This window comes from Acinetobacter sp. AB03 (assembly GCF_058107045.1).
This window is the reverse complement of the sequence record NZ_JBUEBA010000002.1, coordinates 73032-93987: the sequence shown is the minus strand read 5'-3', so window position 1 is coordinate 93987 and position 20956 is coordinate 73032. Positions and strand designations below refer to the sequence as shown.

The 20956-nt window shown below is 43.4% G+C and carries 17 protein-coding genes and 1 riboswitch; of the genes, 3 read left to right on the top strand and 14 right to left on the bottom strand.

All coding sequences use genetic code 11. From position 1 onward, the window contains the following. The first annotated feature begins 65 nt into the window (after positions 1-65). Positions 66-1037, top strand: coding sequence for a mechanosensitive ion channel family protein (locus tag ACY3FQ_RS00620; RefSeq protein WP_058870491.1), 972 nt, complete (start codon positions 66-68; stop codon positions 1035-1037). On the opposite strand, the gene ACY3FQ_RS00615 is transcribed toward ACY3FQ_RS00620, so the two are convergent. The 5 genes from ACY3FQ_RS00615 to prfB form a co-directional block, all read right to left on the bottom strand. After that, positions 1023-1733 (bottom strand): 16S rRNA (uracil(1498)-N(3))-methyltransferase, encoded by a 711-nt coding sequence (locus ACY3FQ_RS00615; protein ID WP_151836435.1) that lies wholly within the window; start codon positions 1731-1733, stop codon positions 1023-1025. The two genes, ACY3FQ_RS00620 and ACY3FQ_RS00615, sit on opposite strands and share 15 nt — an antisense overlap. A 226-nt stretch (positions 1734-1959) precedes the next feature. Beyond that, on the bottom strand, positions 1960-3240 hold the full coding sequence (locus ACY3FQ_RS00610) for a 3-deoxy-D-manno-octulosonic acid transferase (protein ID WP_278345165.1): 1281 nt from the start codon (positions 3238-3240) through the stop codon (positions 1960-1962). A 99-nt stretch (positions 3241-3339) separates the two neighbouring features. Beyond that, entirely contained in the window at positions 3340-4419 is a 1080-nt protein-coding gene (locus ACY3FQ_RS00605; protein WP_278345164.1) for an alkene reductase, read from the bottom strand. Between the two features lie 27 nt (positions 4420-4446). After that, the gene (locus ACY3FQ_RS00600) at positions 4447-4746 is read right to left on the bottom strand and encodes an ArsR/SmtB family transcription factor (protein ID WP_004691709.1); all 300 of its coding nucleotides are present in this window, start codon (positions 4744-4746) and stop codon (positions 4447-4449) included. A gap of 140 nt (positions 4747-4886) precedes the next feature. Next, a protein-coding gene (gene prfB / locus ACY3FQ_RS00595) for a peptide chain release factor 2 (protein ID WP_278345163.1) occupies positions 4887-5982 on the bottom strand; the annotation gives its coding sequence in 2 pieces (ribosomal slippage) (positions 4887-5909 and positions 5911-5982; 1095 coding nt in all). Between the two features lie 483 nt (positions 5983-6465). Between prfB and ACY3FQ_RS00590 the strand changes: the two genes are divergently transcribed. Both ACY3FQ_RS00590 and ACY3FQ_RS00585 read left to right on the top strand, forming a co-directional pair. Further along, entirely contained in the window at positions 6466-7248 is a 783-nt protein-coding gene (locus tag ACY3FQ_RS00590) for a putative porin (RefSeq protein ID WP_489773511.1), read from the top strand. Between the two features lie 168 nt (positions 7249-7416). Next, positions 7417-8172, top strand: coding sequence for a putative porin (locus ACY3FQ_RS00585; RefSeq protein ID WP_489773510.1), 756 nt, complete (start codon positions 7417-7419; stop codon positions 8170-8172). A gap of 47 nt (positions 8173-8219) precedes the next feature. Here ACY3FQ_RS00585 and recJ read toward each other — a convergent pair whose 3' ends face one another. From recJ to aceE, 9 genes are all read right to left on the bottom strand, one after another. Continuing rightward, positions 8220-9926, bottom strand: coding sequence for a single-stranded-DNA-specific exonuclease RecJ (gene recJ, locus ACY3FQ_RS00580; protein ID WP_489773509.1), 1707 nt, complete (start codon positions 9924-9926; stop codon positions 8220-8222). Next, the gene (gene pdxH / locus ACY3FQ_RS00575; RefSeq protein WP_262469752.1) at positions 9927-10583 is read right to left on the bottom strand and encodes a pyridoxamine 5'-phosphate oxidase; all 657 of its coding nucleotides are present in this window, start codon (positions 10581-10583) and stop codon (positions 9927-9929) included. It abuts the gene before it with no gap. A 14-nt stretch (positions 10584-10597) separates the two neighbouring features. Continuing rightward, a complete protein-coding gene (gene glmM, locus ACY3FQ_RS00570) occupies positions 10598-11929 on the bottom strand; it encodes a phosphoglucosamine mutase (RefSeq protein WP_058951539.1) in 1332 nt (443 codons plus the stop codon). A 121-nt stretch (positions 11930-12050) separates the two neighbouring features. Next, on the bottom strand, positions 12051-13517 hold the full coding sequence (gene guaB / locus ACY3FQ_RS00565) for an IMP dehydrogenase (RefSeq protein ID WP_489773508.1): 1467 nt from the start codon (positions 13515-13517) through the stop codon (positions 12051-12053). A gap of 343 nt (positions 13518-13860) precedes the next feature. Then, a complete protein-coding gene (locus tag ACY3FQ_RS00560; RefSeq protein ID WP_063454398.1) occupies positions 13861-14226 on the bottom strand; it encodes a YkgJ family cysteine cluster protein in 366 nt (121 codons plus the stop codon). A gap of 94 nt (positions 14227-14320) precedes the next feature. Next, positions 14321-15118 carry an oxygen-binding di-iron domain-containing protein gene (locus ACY3FQ_RS00555; protein ID WP_004691719.1) on the bottom strand — a complete coding sequence of 266 codons (798 nt, stop codon included), beginning with the start codon at positions 15116-15118 and terminating at the stop codon, positions 14321-14323. A 182-nt stretch (positions 15119-15300) separates the two neighbouring features. Then, positions 15301-15876: a TMEM165/GDT1 family protein gene (locus ACY3FQ_RS00550; RefSeq protein ID WP_489773507.1), complete on the bottom strand. Its 576-nt coding sequence runs from the start codon at positions 15874-15876 to the stop codon at positions 15301-15303. A gap of 75 nt (positions 15877-15951) precedes the next feature. After that, a riboswitch (yybP-ykoY riboswitch) is annotated at positions 15952-16101 on the bottom strand. Between the two features lie 139 nt (positions 16102-16240). Beyond that, on the bottom strand, positions 16241-18199 hold the full coding sequence (locus ACY3FQ_RS00545) for a 2-oxo acid dehydrogenase subunit E2 (protein ID WP_489773506.1): 1959 nt from the start codon (positions 18197-18199) through the stop codon (positions 16241-16243). Between the two features lie 2 nt (positions 18200-18201). Further along, entirely contained in the window at positions 18202-20904 is a 2703-nt protein-coding gene (gene aceE, locus ACY3FQ_RS00540; RefSeq protein WP_489773505.1) for a pyruvate dehydrogenase (acetyl-transferring), homodimeric type, read from the bottom strand. Positions 20905-20956 lie beyond the last annotated feature (52 nt).

The window sequence follows — 20956 nt, the reverse complement described above, 5'->3', positions numbered from 1 at the left end:
TTTCTCTATTAAATACACACAATTTTCAGGCAAAATATGCCAAATTCTCAGCGATTGGAGCACCAGTGTCAGAACAAACCAATACCTTGAGCGAGGTTGCTCAAGGTACGTCAGAGATGCTACATGACGCGACAGCAAAAACCACGCAAAGTGTAATTGCACATACGGCAAAATATAATGACGCCTATTCCACCATCGACAAATTTGTCGATAGTTTTTGGGAGCGTATGCCTTATTTTTGTATTGCGCTGATTACCTTCGTCATTTTTTATTTGCTCTCCAAGCTGTTTAAGCTTTTTGTTCGTAAAGCACTGTCTGATCGTTCTTATACCAAACAAAACCTTGTCCTTGTCCTAAACCGTGTCGGCAGTTCAGCCATTGTCTTTATTGGCTTCCTGATTGCCATGGTGATTGCGATTCCGGGTTTCACCCCTGGTCAGCTGATGAGTGCTTTGGGGATTGGCTCGGTTGCCATTGGTTTTGCATTTAAAGATATCTTCCAAAACCTACTTTCAGGAATCCTGATTTTACTGGGTGAACCATTTAAGATTGGCGATGACATCATTGTCTCGGGTATGGAAGGTAACGTTGAAGATATTCAAATTCGTGCCACTTACTTACGTGCACCAGATGGTCGTCGTATCGTGATTCCGAATGCGACTGTGTATACCAGTGCGGTCACCGTTAACACCGCCTATCCACGTCGTCGCTGCGAGTTCTTGGTCGGTATTGGTTATGAAGATGACATCAAAAAAGCCAAAGATATTATTTTAGGCATTTTAGACCGAGATACGACCATTTTAAGTCAACCGGGTTTTAGCGTGAACGTCGCTGCACTTGCAGATTTTTCAGTAAATCTTAAAGTTCAATGGTGGGTCAACACCACAGAAACTACGGTATCTGGCTCGATCAGTTCAGTACAAGAATATGTGGTTCAAGCCTTTGCTGAGCAAGGAATTTCTATTCCTTACCCAGTCCAAGAAGTTCGCGTCGCAAAAAATGACAGCTACCCGACAGAAACTTCAACCGCTAAATAAACGCCCTAAAACATAAGGGATCACGGTTTCAGTCCGAATAATACGGTTGCCTAAGCTCACCGCTTGGCAGCCGTTTTTTACAAGTAATTCAACTTCGTAAGGGATAAATCCTCCTTCCGGCCCGATCACAACCGTACACGGATGCTGAATCGCAAAAGGCATTTTGGCATCGCTATAGGGATGTGCCACATAGGCAGGATAGTCGGCTGAAATCAGGCTTGGCAATTGATCTTCAACAAAAGGCTTAAAGCGTTTATAAATTTCAAGTTTCGGTGCAACCGTATCGCCTGCCTGCTCTAGCCCCAAAGTCACATATTGGTCCAACTGTTGTAAGAACGGGGTTTGCCAATAACTTTTATCGACCCGATAGCTGTGCAGCAAAATGATTTTTTCAACCCCTAAAGTCACCGCATCCATAATCAAACGACGCAGAACTTTAGGGCGTGGCATCGCGACAATTAAAGTCACTGGTAGTTTGGCTGGTACAGGTTCTTCATATAAGGGTTTTATGCGTACAACTGTTTCGGAAACCTCAACCACTTGCGTAAGATGACGCTTCCCGTTTTGTATTCCTACTCTTAAAGTATCACCGACTTTAAGCTCTAAATGACGATGTAAATGTTCAAGCTGACGCTTGGCACTAATGGACCAGACTTCAGATTCAGTTTGGCGCGGGTCTAAGAGAACGATATTCATAATTTGAAAAAACTACTTTAAACTGTGCGAACTCGTGATATTCAGCAGCTTAATCACTCATAGTCACAAATAACAATATAAATTTAAAGCCCCTGTGTAGGCATGACCCTACTTTTGAAAGAGCAAAAGTAGGCAAAACTCTTTGTTAGGCTGATAGTACATCCCTATACCACAGCCTAACGGTGGCATACCTGCCACCTCACCGTTCCTATTTTTTGTGAATAGTCTATAAATAAGTATCAATCACTTGAATATGCTTTTTCAAAGAGCCCGTATTCAATTGCATAATCTTTTGTGCCGCTTGATTCAGTGTATTGGCCTGCTCTGCATCCTCTAACAGTGTCATCAACACCGCGGCAGCTTGTTCAGCATCCTCAACAACTTTCACTGCATCGGCTTGTACAAATTCATCGACAATGGTTTGGAAATTAAAATAGTTTTTACCCAAAACCGTCGGCACATGTAACGCAATCGGCTCTAAAATATTATGTCCGCCACCCGGCTCATTCAGTGATCCCCCGACAAAACAGGCATTCGATAAGGCATACCATAACCACATCTCCCCCATTGAATCGGCTAAATAGACTTGGGCATCCGCCTCTATTCTTTGTCCTAAACTTCTGCGAGTGGTATTTAAATTTAAACTTTGTGCAACAGCAAAGACCTCATCAAAACGCTCTGGGTGACGCGGCACCACAATACACAACAGTTCAGGCTGTACATCCAAATATGGCTTAAACGCACTTAACAGTTTTTGTTCTTCGGGTGCGTGGGTACTGGCAATAGTGATGATCTTACGCCCAGCGAGCGACCATTCTTGCTTGAGCTGAGTTGCTTGTTTGACAGCAGATTCTGGCGCATGAATATCAAACTTAATACTCCCCACGACCTGTGTCACCGATGGCGCTGCACCGAGCTGAATAAAGCGCTCTGCAGTTGCCCGATCTTGTGCCAAGAGCTGATCTAGCCCATGTAACATCGGCTGCGTCAGGCTAGATACTTTGGCATAGCCTTTGGCTGATTTTTCAGAAAGACGGGCATTAATCAAGATACATGGCACCTGACTCTGCCCCGCTTGAGCAATTAAATTCGGCCACAGTTCTGTTTCAACCAAAGCCAACAGCTTGGGCTGATACAATGCAAAAAACTGACGAACTAAAGGCTTTTGATCTGCAGGTAAATATACTGCTTGGAACAGGTCTAAATAAGGTGCTTTTAAAAATAGGGATTTGGCCCGCGCCTGCCCAGTTTTAGTGGTATTGGTCACCAAGACTGGATGACCGGCTTTTAAATAATGCTCGATGAGAGGCTGCGCTGCATTGGTTTCACCCACCGACACCACATGGAACCAAATCGCTTGGCGATTTTTAACGGGTTGAAACGGCCCGAAACGTTCGAGACATTCTTGTTGAAATTTTTCTGTAGTCTCTGCACGTTTTTTTATTTTAGACTTATATAGCGGTTTGATCAGCGCAAGTGCTGCGTTATACCAAAAAGGAGTAGCCAAATACGTGCTCCAAAAATCAATGCAAAAATAAAACAGCGCAACTCATATTATCCCATGAATTGCGCTGTTATCTTGTCGCGAATTTAACGGAAAAGCAATTTAAACCGCAGCAGTTTCCATTTCAGCTAAAGTCGGATAGTCCACATAGCCTGCCGCGACATCTGTTCCAATCATGTTTTCCAGTTTCAGTTCATTCAGTGGTGCATCTTGCACTAGACGCTCATACAGATCTGGATTGGCAATATAATCCTTACCCCAAGACACTGCATCCGCCTGACCTGATGCCAACAGATCAATCGCATCTTCACGGCTTAAACGCATATTGGCAATCAATGGCACACCACCCGAACGTTGTTTCAGGTAAGTACTGATACTGTCGTCTGCTAAATATTCACGGGTAAAAAAGAATGCAATCTGACGCTGACCTAGTTGTTCTAACGCATAACCAAAGGTTTCACGTGGATCATTATCGCCCATGTCATGCTCATCACCACGTGGAGCTAAATGCACCCCAACACGACCTGCACCCCAGACTTCAATCAGCACATCCACCACTTCAAGTAACAAACGCGCGCGGTTTTCTACACTGCCACCATATTGATCTTCACGTAGATTAGTTGAGCTTTGTAAAAACTGGTCAATCAAATAACCATTGGCCGCATGCAATTCCACACCATCAAAGCCTGCAGCTTTGGCATGAAGCGCTGCTTGTTTGTATTGTTCAACAATGCTCTGAATTTCAGCAATCTCTAATGCACGAGGCACCACATATTCACGTTTCGGACGCAATAAGCTGACATAGCCTTTTTGTTGTACACTACTTGCTGAAACTGGGGTTTCACCATCCAATAAATCAGGATGCGATACACGACCCACATGCCACAACTGCGCCACAATTAAGCCCGCTTGGTCATGTACAGCTTGAGTCACCTGTTTCCAGCCTTCAACTTGAGCCTCATTAAATAGCCCCGGTGTATTTAAATAGCCATTGGCTTCTTCAGAAATCACGGTCGCTTCAGAAATGATCAAACCTGCACTTGCACGCTGTGCATAATACTCCGCCATCATGGCTGTTGGCACACGGTCTGCCGTTGCACGACTTCGTGTTAAAGGAGCCATAATGACACGGTTTTTTAAGTGTAGATCACCTAAAGTTAAAGGAGTATTCAGTTCAGCCATAGTCGCCTCGATCGCCACTTTTTTCAATTAAAGTGAACGTTGCAAATGTTCGATATATTGCTGAATCAACGCTTCATTGCGAGAAAAATAAGACCATTGCCCATATTTTTCGACTTGAATTAAACCAGCCTGCTGTAACACAGACAAATGGTTCGACATCGTCGATTGTGATACATTTCCCAACCGTTCGATATGACCTGCACATACACCGCGTCTAAAGTCACCACATTCGTCACTCGATAAAAATTGTTCCGGTTTTTTTAACCATTCCAAAATTTGGCGACGCGTTGGATTAGCCAAGGCTTTAAAAATTAAATCTATATCCATACTCAAGACACGTTTAATGGGCAGCAAAGCGTTGTCAGCTTGTTTTACTTAATATATCGCATTTTATCGATTTTAATATCGATTTCTTTAGATATATTGGAAAATAACTGATAACACTTTGCTTTCATTCATCATTTAAATTACAAACCTTGTTTTAAGCTTGCTTCAATAAACTTATCAAGGTCACCATCTAGTACTGCACCTGTGTTGGAGTTTTCAACACCCGTACGTAAGTCTTTAATACGCGAGTCATCCAATACATAAGAACGAATCTGACTGCCCCAACCAATATCCGACTTCGAGTCTTCAAGTGCTTGCGCTGCTTCGTTACGTTTGCTCATTTCCAACTCATACAACTTCGCACGTAACTGTTTCCAAGCATGGTCACGGTTGGCATGTTGTGAACGTTGGTTCTGACACGCCACCACAATGCCTGTTGGCGCGTGGGTTAAACGTACCGCAGAGTCTGTTTTGTTAATGTGCTGACCACCTGCCCCCGAAGCACGGTAGGTATCGGTACGCACGTCAGATGGGTTGATATCAATTTCAATATTGTCATCGACTTCTGGCGAGACAAACACCGCAGAGAATGAGGTATGACGGCGGTTACCCGAGTCAAATGGCGATTTACGTACTAAGCGATGCACGCCCGATTCGGTACGCAACCAACCATAGGCATATTCACCTTCCACACGAATCGTTGCTGACTTAATCCCAGCCACATCACCATCCGACTCTTCCATCAATTCAGCTTTAAAGCCATGACGCTCAATCCAACGCATATACATACGCAGTAGCATTGAAGCCCAGTCTTGTGCTTCTGTCCCACCTGAACCGGCTTGAATTTCCACATAACATGGATTTGGGTCCATTGGGTTACTGAACATACGGCGGAATTCAAGCTTCGCTAACTCTTCTTCTGCAGAAGTCAATTCAGCTTGGACATCAGCCAACAGACTTTCATCATCTGCTTCGACTGCCAAATCAAGCATCGCTTGCGCATCTTCAAGCTGTGTTGCCAAGCCATCTAACACGTTTAAGACGTTTTCAAGTTCGCCTTTTTCTTTGGCCATGGCTTGTGCACGGCTTTGATCATTCCAAATCGCTGGGTCTTCTAATTCACGGAGAACCTCTTCTAAACGCTCTTTTTTCAGATCGTAGTCAAAGATACCCCCGTAATATGAGACCACGGTCGTTTAAGTCTTTTAATTGGTTTAGATACGGATTAATTTCCACGTGAATTACTCTCAATCAATATAAAGCGAAAAATAGCCGCTGATTATATCACAGTCGACGGCTGGGATTATTCATCTCAAATTCGACAAAATCACACCCTTCTTTCTAGAGCTTAAAATCGTTTAGCCTCCAAAAAAGTATTCACTTGATCCAAAATCAAGCTGCATATAAATGCGAACCATCCCACAAAACACACACCTGAGAAGTGTTCTCAACAGACAAACGGACTAAACATTTTGAGTTAAAATTGGTTAAAATGGCGTCAAAAATTATGAACTCCACAGAATCTACACAATTTTAATAAAACAAAACATTATAAATTTATAATTTATTATCAATCATTTAAATTTAAAAAATTACACGATGTAACCTTAGATACAGAGCATTAACTTTCCTTTGGTTGACGCTTTTTTATTTTGCCCTAGACTGAAGTTGTAACAAAAAATTAATGAAATACAGTTCCACTTACGAGGGGTACATACCATGAAAAAATTAGCAATTGCTTCAGCATTACTTTCAGCTCTAGCGATCACAGGTACTGCACATGCATACCAAGCAGAGGTGGGTGCTTCAGCTGGCCTAATTGATCCAGACAACGGTAGTTCAAGCGGCTCTTTTGGCGTAGATGGCACATACTATTTCAACCCAGTTCAAACACGTAACGCGCCACTTGCAGAGGCAGCATTCTTAGACCGTGCAAGTAACGTTAACGCAAAATATCAGTATGACGAAGTCGGTGATGATGAACGTCATCGTTATGGCATTGGCGCTGAAGTCTTTGTCCCTAACTCAGATTTCTATTTAAGTGGTAACGTTGGTCGCGACGATGTGAAATTTGACCGCGGTGGCGATTTTGATGAGACCGTTTATGGCGCTGAAGTTGGTTATTTACCAGCACCTGGTTTATTAATTGCTGCGGGTCTAAAAGGCTATGACAACGATTATGACGATGGTGTAGATCCTACTCTTCGCGCTAAATATGTCACTTCCCTAAGCAATGGTAAAGTCATTAACTTAGAAGCAGGCGCAGGTTTTGGTGATTTAGACGAATATAATCTTGCAGCAGATTACTTCATCGATAAAACCTTAAGCCTAGGTGTAGACTACTACAGTAAAGACCGTGACTATGGTGATACTAACGAATTTGGTATCAATGCACGTAAATTCTTTACCCCGCAAGTCAGCCTTGAAGGCCGTGTTGGTTTTGGTGAAGTCGGCAACAACGACTACAACAAATTCGGTTTAGCTGCTAAATATCGTTTCTAAAACCCATTAGAAAACCTTGAATACTCAAAGCCCATTTTCGAATGGGCTTTTTGCACTCTGATAAAGCATTGTTATAAATAAAGATTGACTCCCTGCTACTTTTTTGTACACTTCGTTACAACTGTCATAGAACAGTCATATTTTTATAACAAAGAGAGAACCTCTAAAATGCTTAAAAAAATTGCGCTGACTACAGCACTGATCGCAAGCTTCGGGACTGCACATGCTTACCAAGCGGAAATCGGCGGCACCATTGCTGTGGCTGATCCTGATCATGGGGACACTTCAATAGGTTTTGGCGTAGATGGCACGTACTACTTCAACCCTGTTCAAGTCAAAAACAGTCCACTGAATGAAGCTGCATTCTTAAATCGCTCAAGTAATCTCAACGGCGAAGTTTCATACATTGATTATGATTATTACGAAGTCACAGACTTTAATGTTGGACTTGAGTATTTTATTCCAAACTCTGATTTTTACCTGAACGGTAATATTGGGCAAACCAAACACGAAGCCGATGGTGTTGAAGACCTAGATACCACCATTTATTCTGCTGAAGTAGGTTATCTACCTGTTCCTGGCTTATTGGTTGCAGCTGGTTTATTTGGCTACGATAATGATAATGGCGATGATGTCGATCCAACTTTACGTGCCAAATATGTCACTCAAGTGGGTGCTTATGACATGAACTTTGAAGGTGGTGCAGTCTTTGGTGACATCGATTACTACAACCTTGATGCTGACTTATACTTAAATAAATCTTTTAGTGTGGGACTCGGTTTCTCTGATACCGATGAAAAAGATGCTGAGAAATTTACCATCCGTGCGAAAAAGTTCTTCACGCAACAAGTCAGCCTAGAAGGTGCAATTGACTTTGCCGATGACGGCAATGTATTTGGCTTACGTGGTGCTTACCGCTTCTAATTGCAACTAAAATCTATTAAAAAAACCGCTCTATAGAGCGGTTTTTTTTAATGTTGTTCTAAATGCAAAATGCGAAGTTGTACGCTGACATTGCCACGAAATTCATTTTTATCCAGCTCATAGACCAAACGAATTTGATGGTTCATCTCATTGAACTGGTATTTGTCCGCCGCATTAAAAGCAATGGCATCCACGACCTGTCCATTGTCTAAAGCAACACGTAATTTTAAATGCACTTCTTTCAGCCAGCGGAAATCTAAAATTTGAAAATTTCCTTCAAAAATAGGTGCTGGAAACTTTTGCCCCCATGGACTAATCTGCTGCAGCAGATCAACCGTTTCAACCTGAATATTTTCTGCTGCTAACTCACCATCGGTCCATAAAGTCGCCGTAAATAAACCTTCATCCTGAGCTGCCATCAGTGCTTCAAAGGCCTGCTTAAACTCTTCAAAATGAACTTTTTGAATGGTTAAACCCGCTGCCGCAGCATGCCCACCAAAGTGGCTGACCAAATGTGGATATTGCTCAGCAACGCACTCAATGGCATCGCGAATATGGATTCCTTCAATCGAGCGGGCAGAACCTTTGATATGTATCCCATCTTCATCTGCAGCAAACACAATACTCGGACGATGAAACTGTTCTTTTAAGCGTCCCGCAACAATGCCAATCACACCTTGATGCCAATGCGGCTCGAACATAATTAAAGCCGCAGGTAAGACCGTATCATCCAGTTGAATTTGATCCAAGGCTATTAAGGCCTCTTGTTTCATCGTCGCTTCAACCTGACGACGTTCCACATTCAACTGATTAAGTTGTTCTGCCAATGGATAGGCAGAAGCAAAGTCCTGTGCCAATAAACATTCAATCCCGATATCCATGGTTTCCATACGACCTGCCGCATTAATACGTGGCCCCAGTACAAACCCCAAATCTTGCGCTTTTAAACTTGCAGCTTCTCGACCTGCAATCTCCAGTAGAGCGCTGATGCCCGGACGACATAAATGCTGTTGAATGCGCTTCAGGCCAACATCGACCAAGATGCGATTGTTATAGTCAAGACTCGCAACATCGGCATAGGTGCCTAAGGCCACCAAATCCAAATACTGACTCATGATTGCCGAAGACTTATTCAGTTTTTTACGATAGGTTGATAAGTTAGCTAAAACATAAAAGGCCACGCCCACCCCAGCTAAGGCTTTACTTGGAAAATCACACCCCAACTGGTTCGGATTCACTACCGCTTGGGCACTGGGAGTCGGTTTGGTGGTCAAGTGGTGATCAGTAATAATCACCTGCATACCATGATCTTGCGCTTGTTTCACGCCGTCATGACTGGAAATACCATTATCAACTGTAATCAATAAATCAGGTGTAAAGCTGGTAAATGCTAAATCCGCAATCGCAGGCGTTAAGCCATAACCATATTTAAAGCGATCTGGAACCAGATACTCTACCTGCGCCCCCATTTCTCGCAAAGCCAAAATCATTAAAGCGGTGCTGGTTGCACCATCTGCATCATAATCACCCACAATGACAATTTTGTGTTCCTGATCAATTGCAGCATCCATCAACCGAATTGCTTCATTTAAGCCTTTCATGCTAGGGGCCAGTAAATGCTTGAGCTTTAACTCCAGCTCCTGCGTTGACGCCACCCCACGGCGGGCTAAAATTTCTGCAATAAACGCAGGAACGTCCTGAAATAATTCAGGACAGGTCATAAAGGGTCTTTGCTTAATTTCAATGGCTGACATTTATGGCATCAAACGTTTAAGCATCCAGACATCTTGCTGTTTTTCATAACTTAAACGGTCATGTAAACGGTTCGGACGCCCTTGCCAAAACTCATAATAGTCAGGCTCAAGACGGTAGCCACCCCAAAAGAGGGGTTTATTCAGTTCTGATTTACCTTCAACTTGGTTCTGCAATTGCTCAAAACGTTGTTGCAAGACCTCACGACTTTCAATTACACCACTTTGTGGTGTACTGATATGTGCTGCAATTTGGCTATCTCGTGGCCGCTTATGATAGTAGTCGGTCGATTCTGCTTCAGAAATTTTGACCACTTTACCGCCAATGCGAATCTGACGTTCCTGCTCTTGCCAATAGAACAGTAACTCTGCATATGGGTTTTCTGCCAGATCATTGCCTTTTTGGCTGTCATAATTCGTATAAAAATCATACCCTGCTTCGGTTGCACCACGTAGCAATACCGTTCGTACATGCGGACGACCCTGTGCACTCGCTGTCGCCAATGACATGGCATAGGGTTCGTGCAGTTGTGCTTCTAGGGCATGATTAAACCAAAGCAAGAACTGAGCATGTGGATTGGCCTCTACTCGATCTTCACGCAGCTCGCCTTTTTGGTAACTTAAACGAAGCTCGCTGAGATCTTTAATTAAATCACTCATTTCTTCACTCCTTATTAAGCTGCGTTCGCACGTACAGCATCAGCCAATGCATTTGCTAAACTGCTGACTTCATCGAGATCATCCCCTTCCACCATGACACGAATCACAGGCTCAGTACCTGATTTACGAATCAACAAACGACCACGACCTTTAAGTTGTTGCTCGGCTTTATCAAATTCAGCCACCAAAGCAGGCACAGCATAAGGGTCAAACATCGCCTCTAGACGCACATTCACCAACACATTTGGTAGAAGCTTAAAGTCAGCAATCAATTCATGCAGCGCTTTCTTCTGCTCGACCATCACGGTAAGGACTTGTAGAGCCGCAATAATGGCATCACCTGTGGTACTTTTATCCAAGGTTAAAATATGCCCTGATGGCTCACCGCCAATGACCCAGCCTTTTTCTTCTAGACCTTGTAGGACATAACGATCACCCACATTCGCACGTAATAACGCTACACCCGCTTTTTCCAAAGCTAGTTCCAAAGCCATGTTTGACATTAAGGTGCCCACTATTCCAGCAGGTTTTTTAGCGCTCTGAGTCGCCAAGATATATAAAATATGGTCGCCATCAATCAGCTTGCCATCTTTATCCACCAAAATAACGCGGTCTGCATCCCCATCAAAGGCGATGCCCAAATCTGCACCATTTTCAACTACAGCTTGTTGCAAACTTTCAGGGTGTGTTGAACCACATTGCTCATTGATATTTACACCGTTAGGCTCATTATGAATGGCAATGACCTTGGCGCCGAGCTCACGAAAGACCGATGGACCCACGTTATATGCAGCACCATTTGCACAATCCACCACAATGGTTAAATCATTCAAGTCTAAATGGTATGGAAATGTGGATTTACAAAACTCGATGTAACGCCCATTGGCATCTTTTACGCGGACACTTTTACCCAAGTTTGCCGTGTCTTCAATCACTAATTCTTTTTCAAGTTCTTGATTAATTTCTTCTTGAATAGCATCTGGTAGTTTCTTACCTTCACTGGAAAAGAACTTGATCCCATTATCAAAATAAGGATTATGTGATGCCGAAATCACAATGCCCAAACTTGCATGTAAAGCACGGGTCAAATGTGCAATCGCTGGGGTTGGCAATGGGCCTAGTAAATGTACATAAACCCCTGCTGCGTTTAAACCCGCTTGTAATGCTGACTCTAAAATATAACCCGATAAACGTGTGTCTTTACCGAGTACCACCAATGGTTTTGATTTTTTACTGTGGCGTTTTAAAACTTTCCCTGCGGCAAAGCCTAACTTAAGGGCAAATTCAGGGGTAATAGGGAGGACGCCAAACTTACCGCGAATACCATCGGTACCAAAATAACTCATATTTTACTCACTTCTTAATGGTGATCTAAATCATCACTTTTTACTGACATCACTTTACACCAAAACGAAAAAGCCGTCATAAAAATGACGGCTTTTACTTTGAACAATTGGTATAGCTGAATTAGCCCACGCGATAGTTCGGCGCTTCTTTGGTAATCGTTACGTCATGAACATGTGACTCAGACATACCTGCCGAAGTAATTTTCACAAACTTCGCATTTTGACGAAGATCTTCAATCACAGATGAACCCGTATAACCCATAGAAGAACGTAAACCGCCCATCATTTGGTGCACAATGTTACCCATTGGCCCTTTGTATGGCACACGACCTTCGATCCCTTCAGGAACAAGTTTCTCAGCACCTGCTTTAGAGTCTTGGAAATAACGATCCGCAGAACCTGTTGCTCCTGCCATCGCGCCCAATGACCCCATACCACGATACGCTTTATAGTAACGACCTTGAAAGAATTCCACTTCACCTGGCGCTTCTTCAGTCCCGGCAAGGAGTGAACCAACCATAATCGTACTCGCACCCGCGCCAATCGCTTTCGCCATATCGCCAGAGAAACGAATACCACCATCGGCGATCAATGGAATTTGATCTTTCAGTGCATTAGCCACACTGTCAATCGCAGAAATCTGCGGCATACCAATACCCGCCACAATACGCGTGGTACAAATTGAACCTGGGCCGATACCGACTTTGACCGCATCTGCACCTGCATCAAGGAGTGCCAATGCGGCATCACCAGTTGCAATGTTACCGCCAATCACTTGGACCTGTGGGTAATTCGCTTTCACCCAACGTACACGCTCGATCACACCCGCAGAGTGACCATGCGCCGTATCCACGACAATTGCATCAACACCCGCTTCAACCAAAGCCTCTACACGGCTTGGTGTTTCTACACCTGTACCGACTGCAGCACCTACGCGTAAGCGACCAAGGTCATCTTTACAGCTGCTTGGATAGCTTTCCGCTTTACGGAAGTCAGTGACTGTAATTAAACCTTTGAGTTCGTTATGTTCACCAACAACCAAAACTTTTTCAATGCGATGCTTTTGCAGTAAAGCTTGAATATTTTCTTTCGACTCACCTTCACGAACAGTCACAAGGCAGTCTTGACCAGTCATGATGTTGCTTACAGGTTGCTCAAGGTTCGTTTCAAAGCGTGTATCGCGACCTGTGACAATACCGACCACTTTGCCATCTTTCACAACAGGCACACCGCTGATGTTGTTGGCTTGAGTAATCGAGATCAATTCGCGCACTGTAGTTTCAGGTGTCACAGTAATTGGATCTTTAACCATTCCTGCTTCAAATTTTTTCACACGACGGACTTCTGCAGCTTGTGCAGCAATATCCATGTTCTTGTGCAAAATACCAATACCACCGTTTTGCGCCATCGCAATCGCCATACGTGATTCAGTCACCGTATCCATTGCTGCTGAAACAAGGGGGATATTTAAATTAATGCCGCGCGTGAATCGTGTCTTTAATGAGACATCTTTTGGGAGAACAGTAGAATAGGCAGGGAGTAATAGGACATCATCAAAAGTTAACGCGTCTTGAACGATGGTCAACATGGCAGTCTCACTGGTAATTTCCGTGCGCTATTATAAACAAATATGAACTTAAATTTCATTTCAATTGAAAATTTATTTTTTATTTTAGAAAATAAAGGGCTTTGTTGCATAAATATGTAAGCATCTGATTTAAATAGATTTAATTTTGGATCAAAAAATAATCAAAACTTTTAAAATCATATAGTTATGAAATCTTTGTGCAACAAAGCCAAAATAAAGTGATAAAACCCATATTTTATTTGAGACCCTCATTTCCACCTTTATTTTTTATTTCTTGTTTTAAGATGAATTCGATTTGTTTTCTAAAACTAAAAAAGCAGAGCCTTGACTCTGCTTTTACCGATTAACACACTTGATCAAAACCTTCATCGTTGGCAGGAATGCTCGCTTCCAATTGCACAAATGGAATCATATTGTGCGCACGTCGCGCTTTGTTGCATTGATCATCAGCAATTTGAACTTCTTTACATGAAGAGCTACGCTGTTCATACATCCCACAACTCACGTGTTCACCAATGGTACCTTGCAGTGCGATACAGCGTGGGCTGGCTTGATTGGTTCCAGCCATACATGAATACACAGCCGTCACTGGCTCTGTGTAATGTTCAGGCATGGAGATGCCTTCAGCCCAGTAAAATGAGACTCTAAAAAAGGCACAACATGCCCCGCAGCTTAAACAGGCATCTTCCGTTGGAACTTGAGACAACATCCTTTATATTCTCATTTTCAAAAACTTTTTTTGGAAGAAAATATTAAAAAAATTGTGGTTGCCAAACAAGCAAAATTTACGACTATTTTGTCACTTAAGTTGGACAGGTAAAAACACTCTCATCCATCAAGTCTGTACCGCACTCCAAAGTCTCAATCCAATCTAAAAATTGATGAATCTGCTCTTGCCCAATAAACGGTGTACCATGCTGCGGCACAATCATTTCGACATCCATGGTGCGGACCATATTGACCCATAAACGAATCACTTTGTTATTGCACATATAGCGCTGATGAAACCCTTTCATTTTAGGAATATGCGCAGCAAAGTTTTCCAAAGGTTTTGAGGCATCATCCACCATCGATGCCCCCATATCGCCTGAAAATAGAATCTTGGCAATTGGGTCATAAAACTGAAAATTGCCTACCGAATGTAGAAAATGGGCAGGCACAGCAATAATGGAGGATTGTCCCAACGTAATCACTTGACCGTGATCAGGTAATTCCACCAATCTGTCCAACCAGTTGCCTTTCATCCGCTCACTCATAAAGGCAGAGTTCAAGTGAGGTAAAAAGCGTGCCCAAAGTTTAGAAGCCACCACTTTCGCTTCGGTATAGACCAACCAACGCGGCATTGAGGTAATAATGTCAGGGTCTTGATGTGAGGCCATCACAAAATCAAGATTGGTCAAACGGGTATATTTATTCAACTCCATGGTCAACGGTACATAAGTTAAATCACCACCGGGATCTAAGACCGCTGCACGCTCATGGTCAATAATTAAAAACTGATTTGCCTGTACACCCTCGCCTTTGACCAAGCTGGTAAAGCTAATACACTTATGTGTGCCATCATCATATAAAACCTGTGACGTTGTGCGGTCAAATGCCATACCCATCCCCTCAAAATGCTGTTTTTCTTAAAAGACTTTTTAATACCTACAACATATATGGATTTACACAAATTTACAATGCTTTCGCGACCAATATCATTTGATATATCAATAGATTGAAGATAATTTTTCAATAAAAAATCCCGATTTTTTAAGTCGGGATTCCTGTTTTTTACGGTGAATTAGAAGAAATAATGCTGTACAAGTGTCGCAACACCAATGGCCAAGAAAATAGCCGCACCAATTTTATGAATTAAAGCAATTGGTAACTTGGTCGCCAACTTATCACCAATAAAGACCGCCGGTGCATTGGCCAACATCATCCCTAAAGTCGTACCCAACATCACCCAAACTATACTGTCAAAACGTGCCGCTAAAGCCACTGTCGCAATTTGGGTTTTATCTCCAATTTCGGCCAAGAAGAACAACACAAACGTTGCGCCAAATACCCCTAGTTTCTGCCATTTCTTAATGCTGCCTGACTCATCATCCAACTGATCAGGAATCAACATCCAACCCGCCATAGCAATGAAACCAATCGAGAGAATCCAGATCAGCGCATCAGGACTTAAAACTGTGGTGATCCATTGACCTAAAACGGCAGAGACGCCATGGTTAATAATGGTTGCCAGCAAAATAGCCAATAGAATTGGGACGGGTTTACGGAAACGTGCAGCAAGTAACAATGCAAGCAGTTGGGTCTTATCGCCCATTTCAGCTAAAGCCACGATGGCTGTGGAGAGGAGGAATTCATACATGATGTCTTTCTCTGGCTAGCATAACAAATACCAATGACTCACCTCTCCTGCTAGCCAAAAATCTGCAGAGTGGTAAATCAAAGGTCTTGCCAACAAAAGAAAGCTCTTTAGAAGCTCATTTGGTTCTTTGCTATGATGACCATGCTCGTTTTAGAGCAAATATGTTGATCATCACCTGTTCTTAGGAACAGCGGCTACTCCCCAATGAAGTAACACCATGTTAGGCGAAAATACGTTTTTTGGCAATCTCTAAATACAAAAGACCCTGCCGAAGCAGAGTCTTTATTGAAGTATTTTTGCAGTGCTTCCAGCCGCTATTTTTCTCTTTTGAGAAGAGAAACCCACAGGGCTAAAAGCTAGATCATTAGATCAGCAAAGTACGGATGTCTTTCAGCAACTTGGTCAGCTTATTGGTAAAGCGCGCTGCATCCGCCCCATTGATCACACGGTGATCATAAGACAGTGACAACGGCAACATCAGTTTCGGATCAAAACCTTGACCATTCCATACTGGTTGCATCATCGCTGGAGAAATCCCCAAAATAGCGACTTGTGGCCAGTTCACCAATGGTGTAAATGCCGTACCACCAATTGCACCTAAGCTTGAAATCGTGAAGTTTGCACCTTGTAGATCTTTCGGCGAAAGCTTCTTATCACGTGCTTTCTGACCCAATACACCGAGCTCCACCGCAATGTCTTTAATCGATTTCTGGTCTGGATTACGGAGTACAGGAACGGTTAAACCATCTGGTGTTGCTACAGCAATGCCCATATGGATTTCGTTACGCAAGAGTACAGACTTGCCATCATCAGCCAAGTGACCTGCAAAATCACGCTCTTCTTTCAGCAAATGCGCAACAGCTTTAATAATGAACGCCATAATGGTCAAGCTAATGCCATCTTTCTTGAAGTTACCTTTAAGGTCATTACGCCAAGCTTCAAGCTCAGTAATATCTGCCAAATCAAACTGAGTGACTTGTGGAATATAGTTGTTTAAAGACAACTGCGGAATAGAGACTTGTTGCAGACGTGTCAGCACTTTCTCTTCGACACCGCCAAACGCTGTGAAATCCGGAAGCTTTGGCAAGCCAGAAACTTGAGCAGCAGCCTGAGCGGCTGGAGCAGCCTGAGGCGCAGTTAAACGCGCTTTGACAAATGCTTTCAGGTCTTCCTTCATGACACGCGCATGCGGGCCAGACGCTCTTACTTCAGACAATACGACGCCTAATTCACGCGCCAGCTTGCGTACAGCTGGGCCTGCATAGACTTTCGCATTGGCGTCATTCTGCGCTTTCGTCAGCTTGTCTGCACCCTGTTCTGACACAGGAGCCGCAACTGACTGTGCTGCTGGCGCAGGCTGCGCTTTAACTTCAGCTTTAGGCGCTGGAGCAGAAGCCGCCGCAGGTGCTGATGAAGATTCACCTTCAATGGTCACCAAAGCCACACCTTCCGATACATTTTGTCCCAATGCAACATGAATGGCTTTAATCACACCTGCTGTTGTACTTGGTACTTCAACCGTTGCTTTGTCTGATTCAACCACGATGATACTTTGGTCTTTTTCAACCGTATCACCTACTGACACCAAAATTTCAGCAACAGCCGCTTTGTCTACACCCAAGTCAGGCACTGCAATTTCAACCGCACCTGCAGGCGCAGCAGCAACTTGTGGCGCCGCTTCAGCAGGCTGAGTTTCAGTGGCTTGAGGTGCTGCAACTTGCGTAGGCTCAGCAGTCACTGGTGCAACTGAAGCTGCTGTTTTTACAGTCAGAATCACTACGCCTTCTTTAACACTGTCACCAACTTGAACGCTAATTGATTGCACTGTGCCTGAAATCGTACTCGGTACTTCCACAGTCGCTTTGTCTGACTCAACCACAAGGATGCTTTGATCGACGTCAATTTGATCGCCAACCGACACCAAAATTTCACCAACGGTTGCTTTTTCCACACCAATGTCTGGTACTTGCACATCAATCACTTGTGATGCTGTAGTCGCAGCGGGTGCAACCGTTTCAGCAACAGCAGCGGGTGCAGTCTTTTCTTCAGCTTGTACAACGTCAACCTGAGCTTGTACTGCTGGCGCTTCAGTTTGTCCCTCGGCTTCCAGCTCAATCAGCGCTGCACCTTCAGCAACCGAGTCACCTAAGTTTACTAAAATGCTTTTAACAACGCCTGCTGAAGTGCTAGGCACTTCAACAGATGCTTTGTCTGATTCTAATAGAACAACACTGTCATCAACCGCAATGGTATCGCCAACTTTGATCAAAATTTCAGCAACAACGGCTTTATCTACACCAATATCAGGAGTTGTAATTTGCATACTTATTTCTCCTCTTTGTAGTCAGCTACAGCGTGTACAGATGGCGTTGCTTGAGGAGCCCAAGCTACTGGACGGTCCGTATCTAATTCAAATGTAGAGATGGCATCTTTCACTAAGCGTGCATCCACCTCACCTTCATCAGCCAATTTCTTCAGTGTGGCAACCACAATATGTGCAGCATCTACACCAAAGTAGCTACGTAATTTAGCGCGTGAATCTGAACGACCATAACCATCTGTACCCAATGCTACGAATGGACGGTTGTCTGGAAGATATGCACGAATTTGTTCGCTATAAGCACGCATATGATCTGTTGCAGAAACTACGATACCTTCTGTACCGCGCAGTTGCTCAGTCACCCAAGCCTCTTTCACATTCTCGCTCATTGGATGCAAGCGGTTATATTCTTCACATGCCATACCATCACGTGCAAGCTCATTGAAACTTGTTACGCTAAATACATTTGAATGGATTTGGTATTCATCACGTAAGATTTGAGCAGCTTTAATGACTTCACGCAGAATCACACCTGAACCCATCAACTGAACAGTGGCTTTTTCATCTTTCTGAAGTAAGTACATGCCACGTTTAATGCCTTCTTCAGCACCTACTGGCATTTCAGGATGCTCGTAGTTTTCGTTCATTACCGTTAAGTAATAGAAAATACGCTCTTGGTTCACATACATGCGTTGTAAACCATCATGCACAATAACTGCTAATTCATAACCAAAACATGGGTCATACGACACACAGTTCGGAATCGTGTTCGCAAGAATATGTGAGTGACCATCTTGGTGTTGTAAACCTTCACCGTTTAGCGTGGTACGACCTGCTGTTGCACCCAATAAGAAACCTTGTGCTTGTGCATCACCTGCAGCCCATGCAATGTCGCCAATACGTTGAAAACCAAACATAGAGTAGTACATGTACATTGGAATCATGGGTAAGTTATTGGTTGAATAACTGGTTGCCAATGCTGCCCAAGCGCTCATTGCACCTGCTTCGTTAATGCCTTCTTGAAGCATATGACCATCTTTTGCTTCACGGTAATGCATCAACTGTTCTTGGTCTTCAGGCGTGTAATGCTGACCATTGGCTGCATAAATACCTAACTGACGGAACATACCTTCTAGACCGAAAGTACGTGCTTCATCAGGAACGATTGGCACAACACGGTCTTTAATTGCTTTTTCTTTTAACAATGCAGCGATTAAACGAACCATCACCATGGTGGTTGATTGTTCTTTGCCTTGTGAGCCTTTTAAGACTGCATCAAAGACAGAAAGTTCTGGAATAGCCAACTGCTCGCTTTCTTTACGACGTGCAGGTAAGTAACCACCTAGTGCTTCACGACGTGCTTTCATATATTTCAATTCAGGCGAGTTTTCGCTTGGACGATAGAAAGGCACTTCTTCTAATTGCTCATCGTTAAATGGCAAATTGAAGCGATCACGTACATATTTTAAAGATTCGATTTGCATCTTTTTGATTTGATGCGTTTTGTTTACCGCTTCAATTTCATCAGATAAGCCATAACCTTTAACAGTTTTCGCTAAGATTACAGTTGGTTGACCTTTGGCTGTACATGCTTCTGCATAGGCTGCAAAAACTTTGTACGGGTCATGACCACCACGGTTCAGGTTATCAATATCTTCATCGCTTAAGTCTTTAATCAACTCAGCCGCTTCTGGGTATTTACCAAAGAATTTTTCGCGTGCATATGCACCGCCCTTCACTTGTAAGCGTTGGTATTCGCCATCCAGTGTTTCTTCCATCACCGACTTTAAAGCACCAGTTTTGTCTTTTGCAAGTAGTGGGTCCCAATGACGGCCCCAAACCACTTTAATGACACGCCAGCCCGCACCACGGAATAAAGATTCTAATTCTTGAATAATTTTACCGTTACCACGTACTGGGCCATCTAGACGCTGTAAGTTACAGTTTACAACCCAAATGAGATTGTCTAATTTTTCACGACCCGCAAGTGAAATTGCACCTGTGCTTTCTGGCTCATCCATCTCGCCATCACCAAGGTATGCCCAAACTTTGCGATTTTCTTCTTTAATCAAACCACGGTTCATCAAATATTTTTGAATATGTGCTTGGTAAATCGACATGATTGGGCCAAGACCCATCGATACCGTTGGGAACTGCCAATAATCAGGCATTAAGTATGGATGCGGATAAGAAGGTAAGCCAACACCGTCTACTTCGCGACGGAAATTGTTTAGATGCTCTTCAGTCAAACGACCTTCAAGGAACGAACGCGCATAAATACCTGGCGCACAGTGACCTTGATAATAAATCATGTCCCCGCCAAAGTTGTCATTATTGGCACGGAAAAAGTGGTTAAAACCGACATCATATAAAGTTGCTGAAGATGCGAAACTTGCCAAGTGACCACCTAAGTCATCACCCGTTTTATTGGCACGGAGTACCATCGCTAGCGCATTCCAACGAATCAACGCACGGATACGACGCTCCATGTCTTGATCGCCTGGCATTGCAGGTTCTTCAGCCACTGAAATTGTATTTAAATAAGGCGTGTTTAAACGCTGAATAGGGACATGTTTAGCGATTGCTTGTTGATACAGTTTTTCCAGTAGAAAAGCTGCACGCTCAGTCCCCATGTATTGTAAAACGGAGTCAAACGCATCTTGCCATTCTTGCGTTTCTTGCGCGTCAGTATCACCATAAAACGCCATAATTCACCTATTTCGATATCCTAATCTTATACGCTAATATGTATCATACTTT

Excerpts from the sequence above, each read along its gene's own strand:
- ACY3FQ_RS00615 (WP_151836435.1), bottom strand. The coding sequence starts at position 1,733 with ATGAATATCGTTCTCTTAGACCCGCGCCAAACTGAATCTGAAGTCTGG.
- ACY3FQ_RS00605 (WP_278345164.1), bottom strand. The coding sequence starts at position 4,419 with ATGGCTGAACTGAATACTCCTTTAACTTTAGGTGATCTACACTTAAAA.
- ACY3FQ_RS00600 (WP_004691709.1), bottom strand. The coding sequence starts at position 4,746 with ATGGATATAGATTTAATTTTTAAAGCCTTGGCTAATCCAACGCGTCGC.
- ACY3FQ_RS00590 (WP_489773511.1), top strand. The coding sequence starts at position 6,466 with ATGAAAAAATTAGCAATTGCTTCAGCATTACTTTCAGCTCTAGCGATC.
- ACY3FQ_RS00585 (WP_489773510.1), top strand. The coding sequence starts at position 7,417 with ATGCTTAAAAAAATTGCGCTGACTACAGCACTGATCGCAAGCTTCGGG.
- recJ (WP_489773509.1), bottom strand. The coding sequence starts at position 9,926 with ATGTCAGCCATTGAAATTAAGCAAAGACCCTTTATGACCTGTCCTGAA.
- pdxH (WP_262469752.1), bottom strand. The coding sequence starts at position 10,583 with ATGAGTGATTTAATTAAAGATCTCAGCGAGCTTCGTTTAAGTTACCAA.
- glmM (WP_058951539.1), bottom strand. The coding sequence starts at position 11,929 with ATGAGTTATTTTGGTACCGATGGTATTCGCGGTAAGTTTGGCGTCCTC.
- guaB (WP_489773508.1), bottom strand. The coding sequence starts at position 13,517 with ATGTTGACCATCGTTCAAGACGCGTTAACTTTTGATGATGTCCTATTA.
- ACY3FQ_RS00560 (WP_063454398.1), bottom strand. The coding sequence starts at position 14,226 with ATGTTGTCTCAAGTTCCAACGGAAGATGCCTGTTTAAGCTGCGGGGCA.
- ACY3FQ_RS00555 (WP_004691719.1), bottom strand. The coding sequence starts at position 15,118 with ATGGCATTTGACCGCACAACGTCACAGGTTTTATATGATGATGGCACA.
- ACY3FQ_RS00550 (WP_489773507.1), bottom strand. The coding sequence starts at position 15,876 with ATGTATGAATTCCTCCTCTCCACAGCCATCGTGGCTTTAGCTGAAATG.
- ACY3FQ_RS00545 (WP_489773506.1), bottom strand. The coding sequence starts at position 18,199 with ATGCAAATTACAACTCCTGATATTGGTGTAGATAAAGCCGTTGTTGCT.
- aceE (WP_489773505.1), bottom strand. The coding sequence starts at position 20,904 with ATGGCGTTTTATGGTGATACTGACGCGCAAGAAACGCAAGAATGGCAA.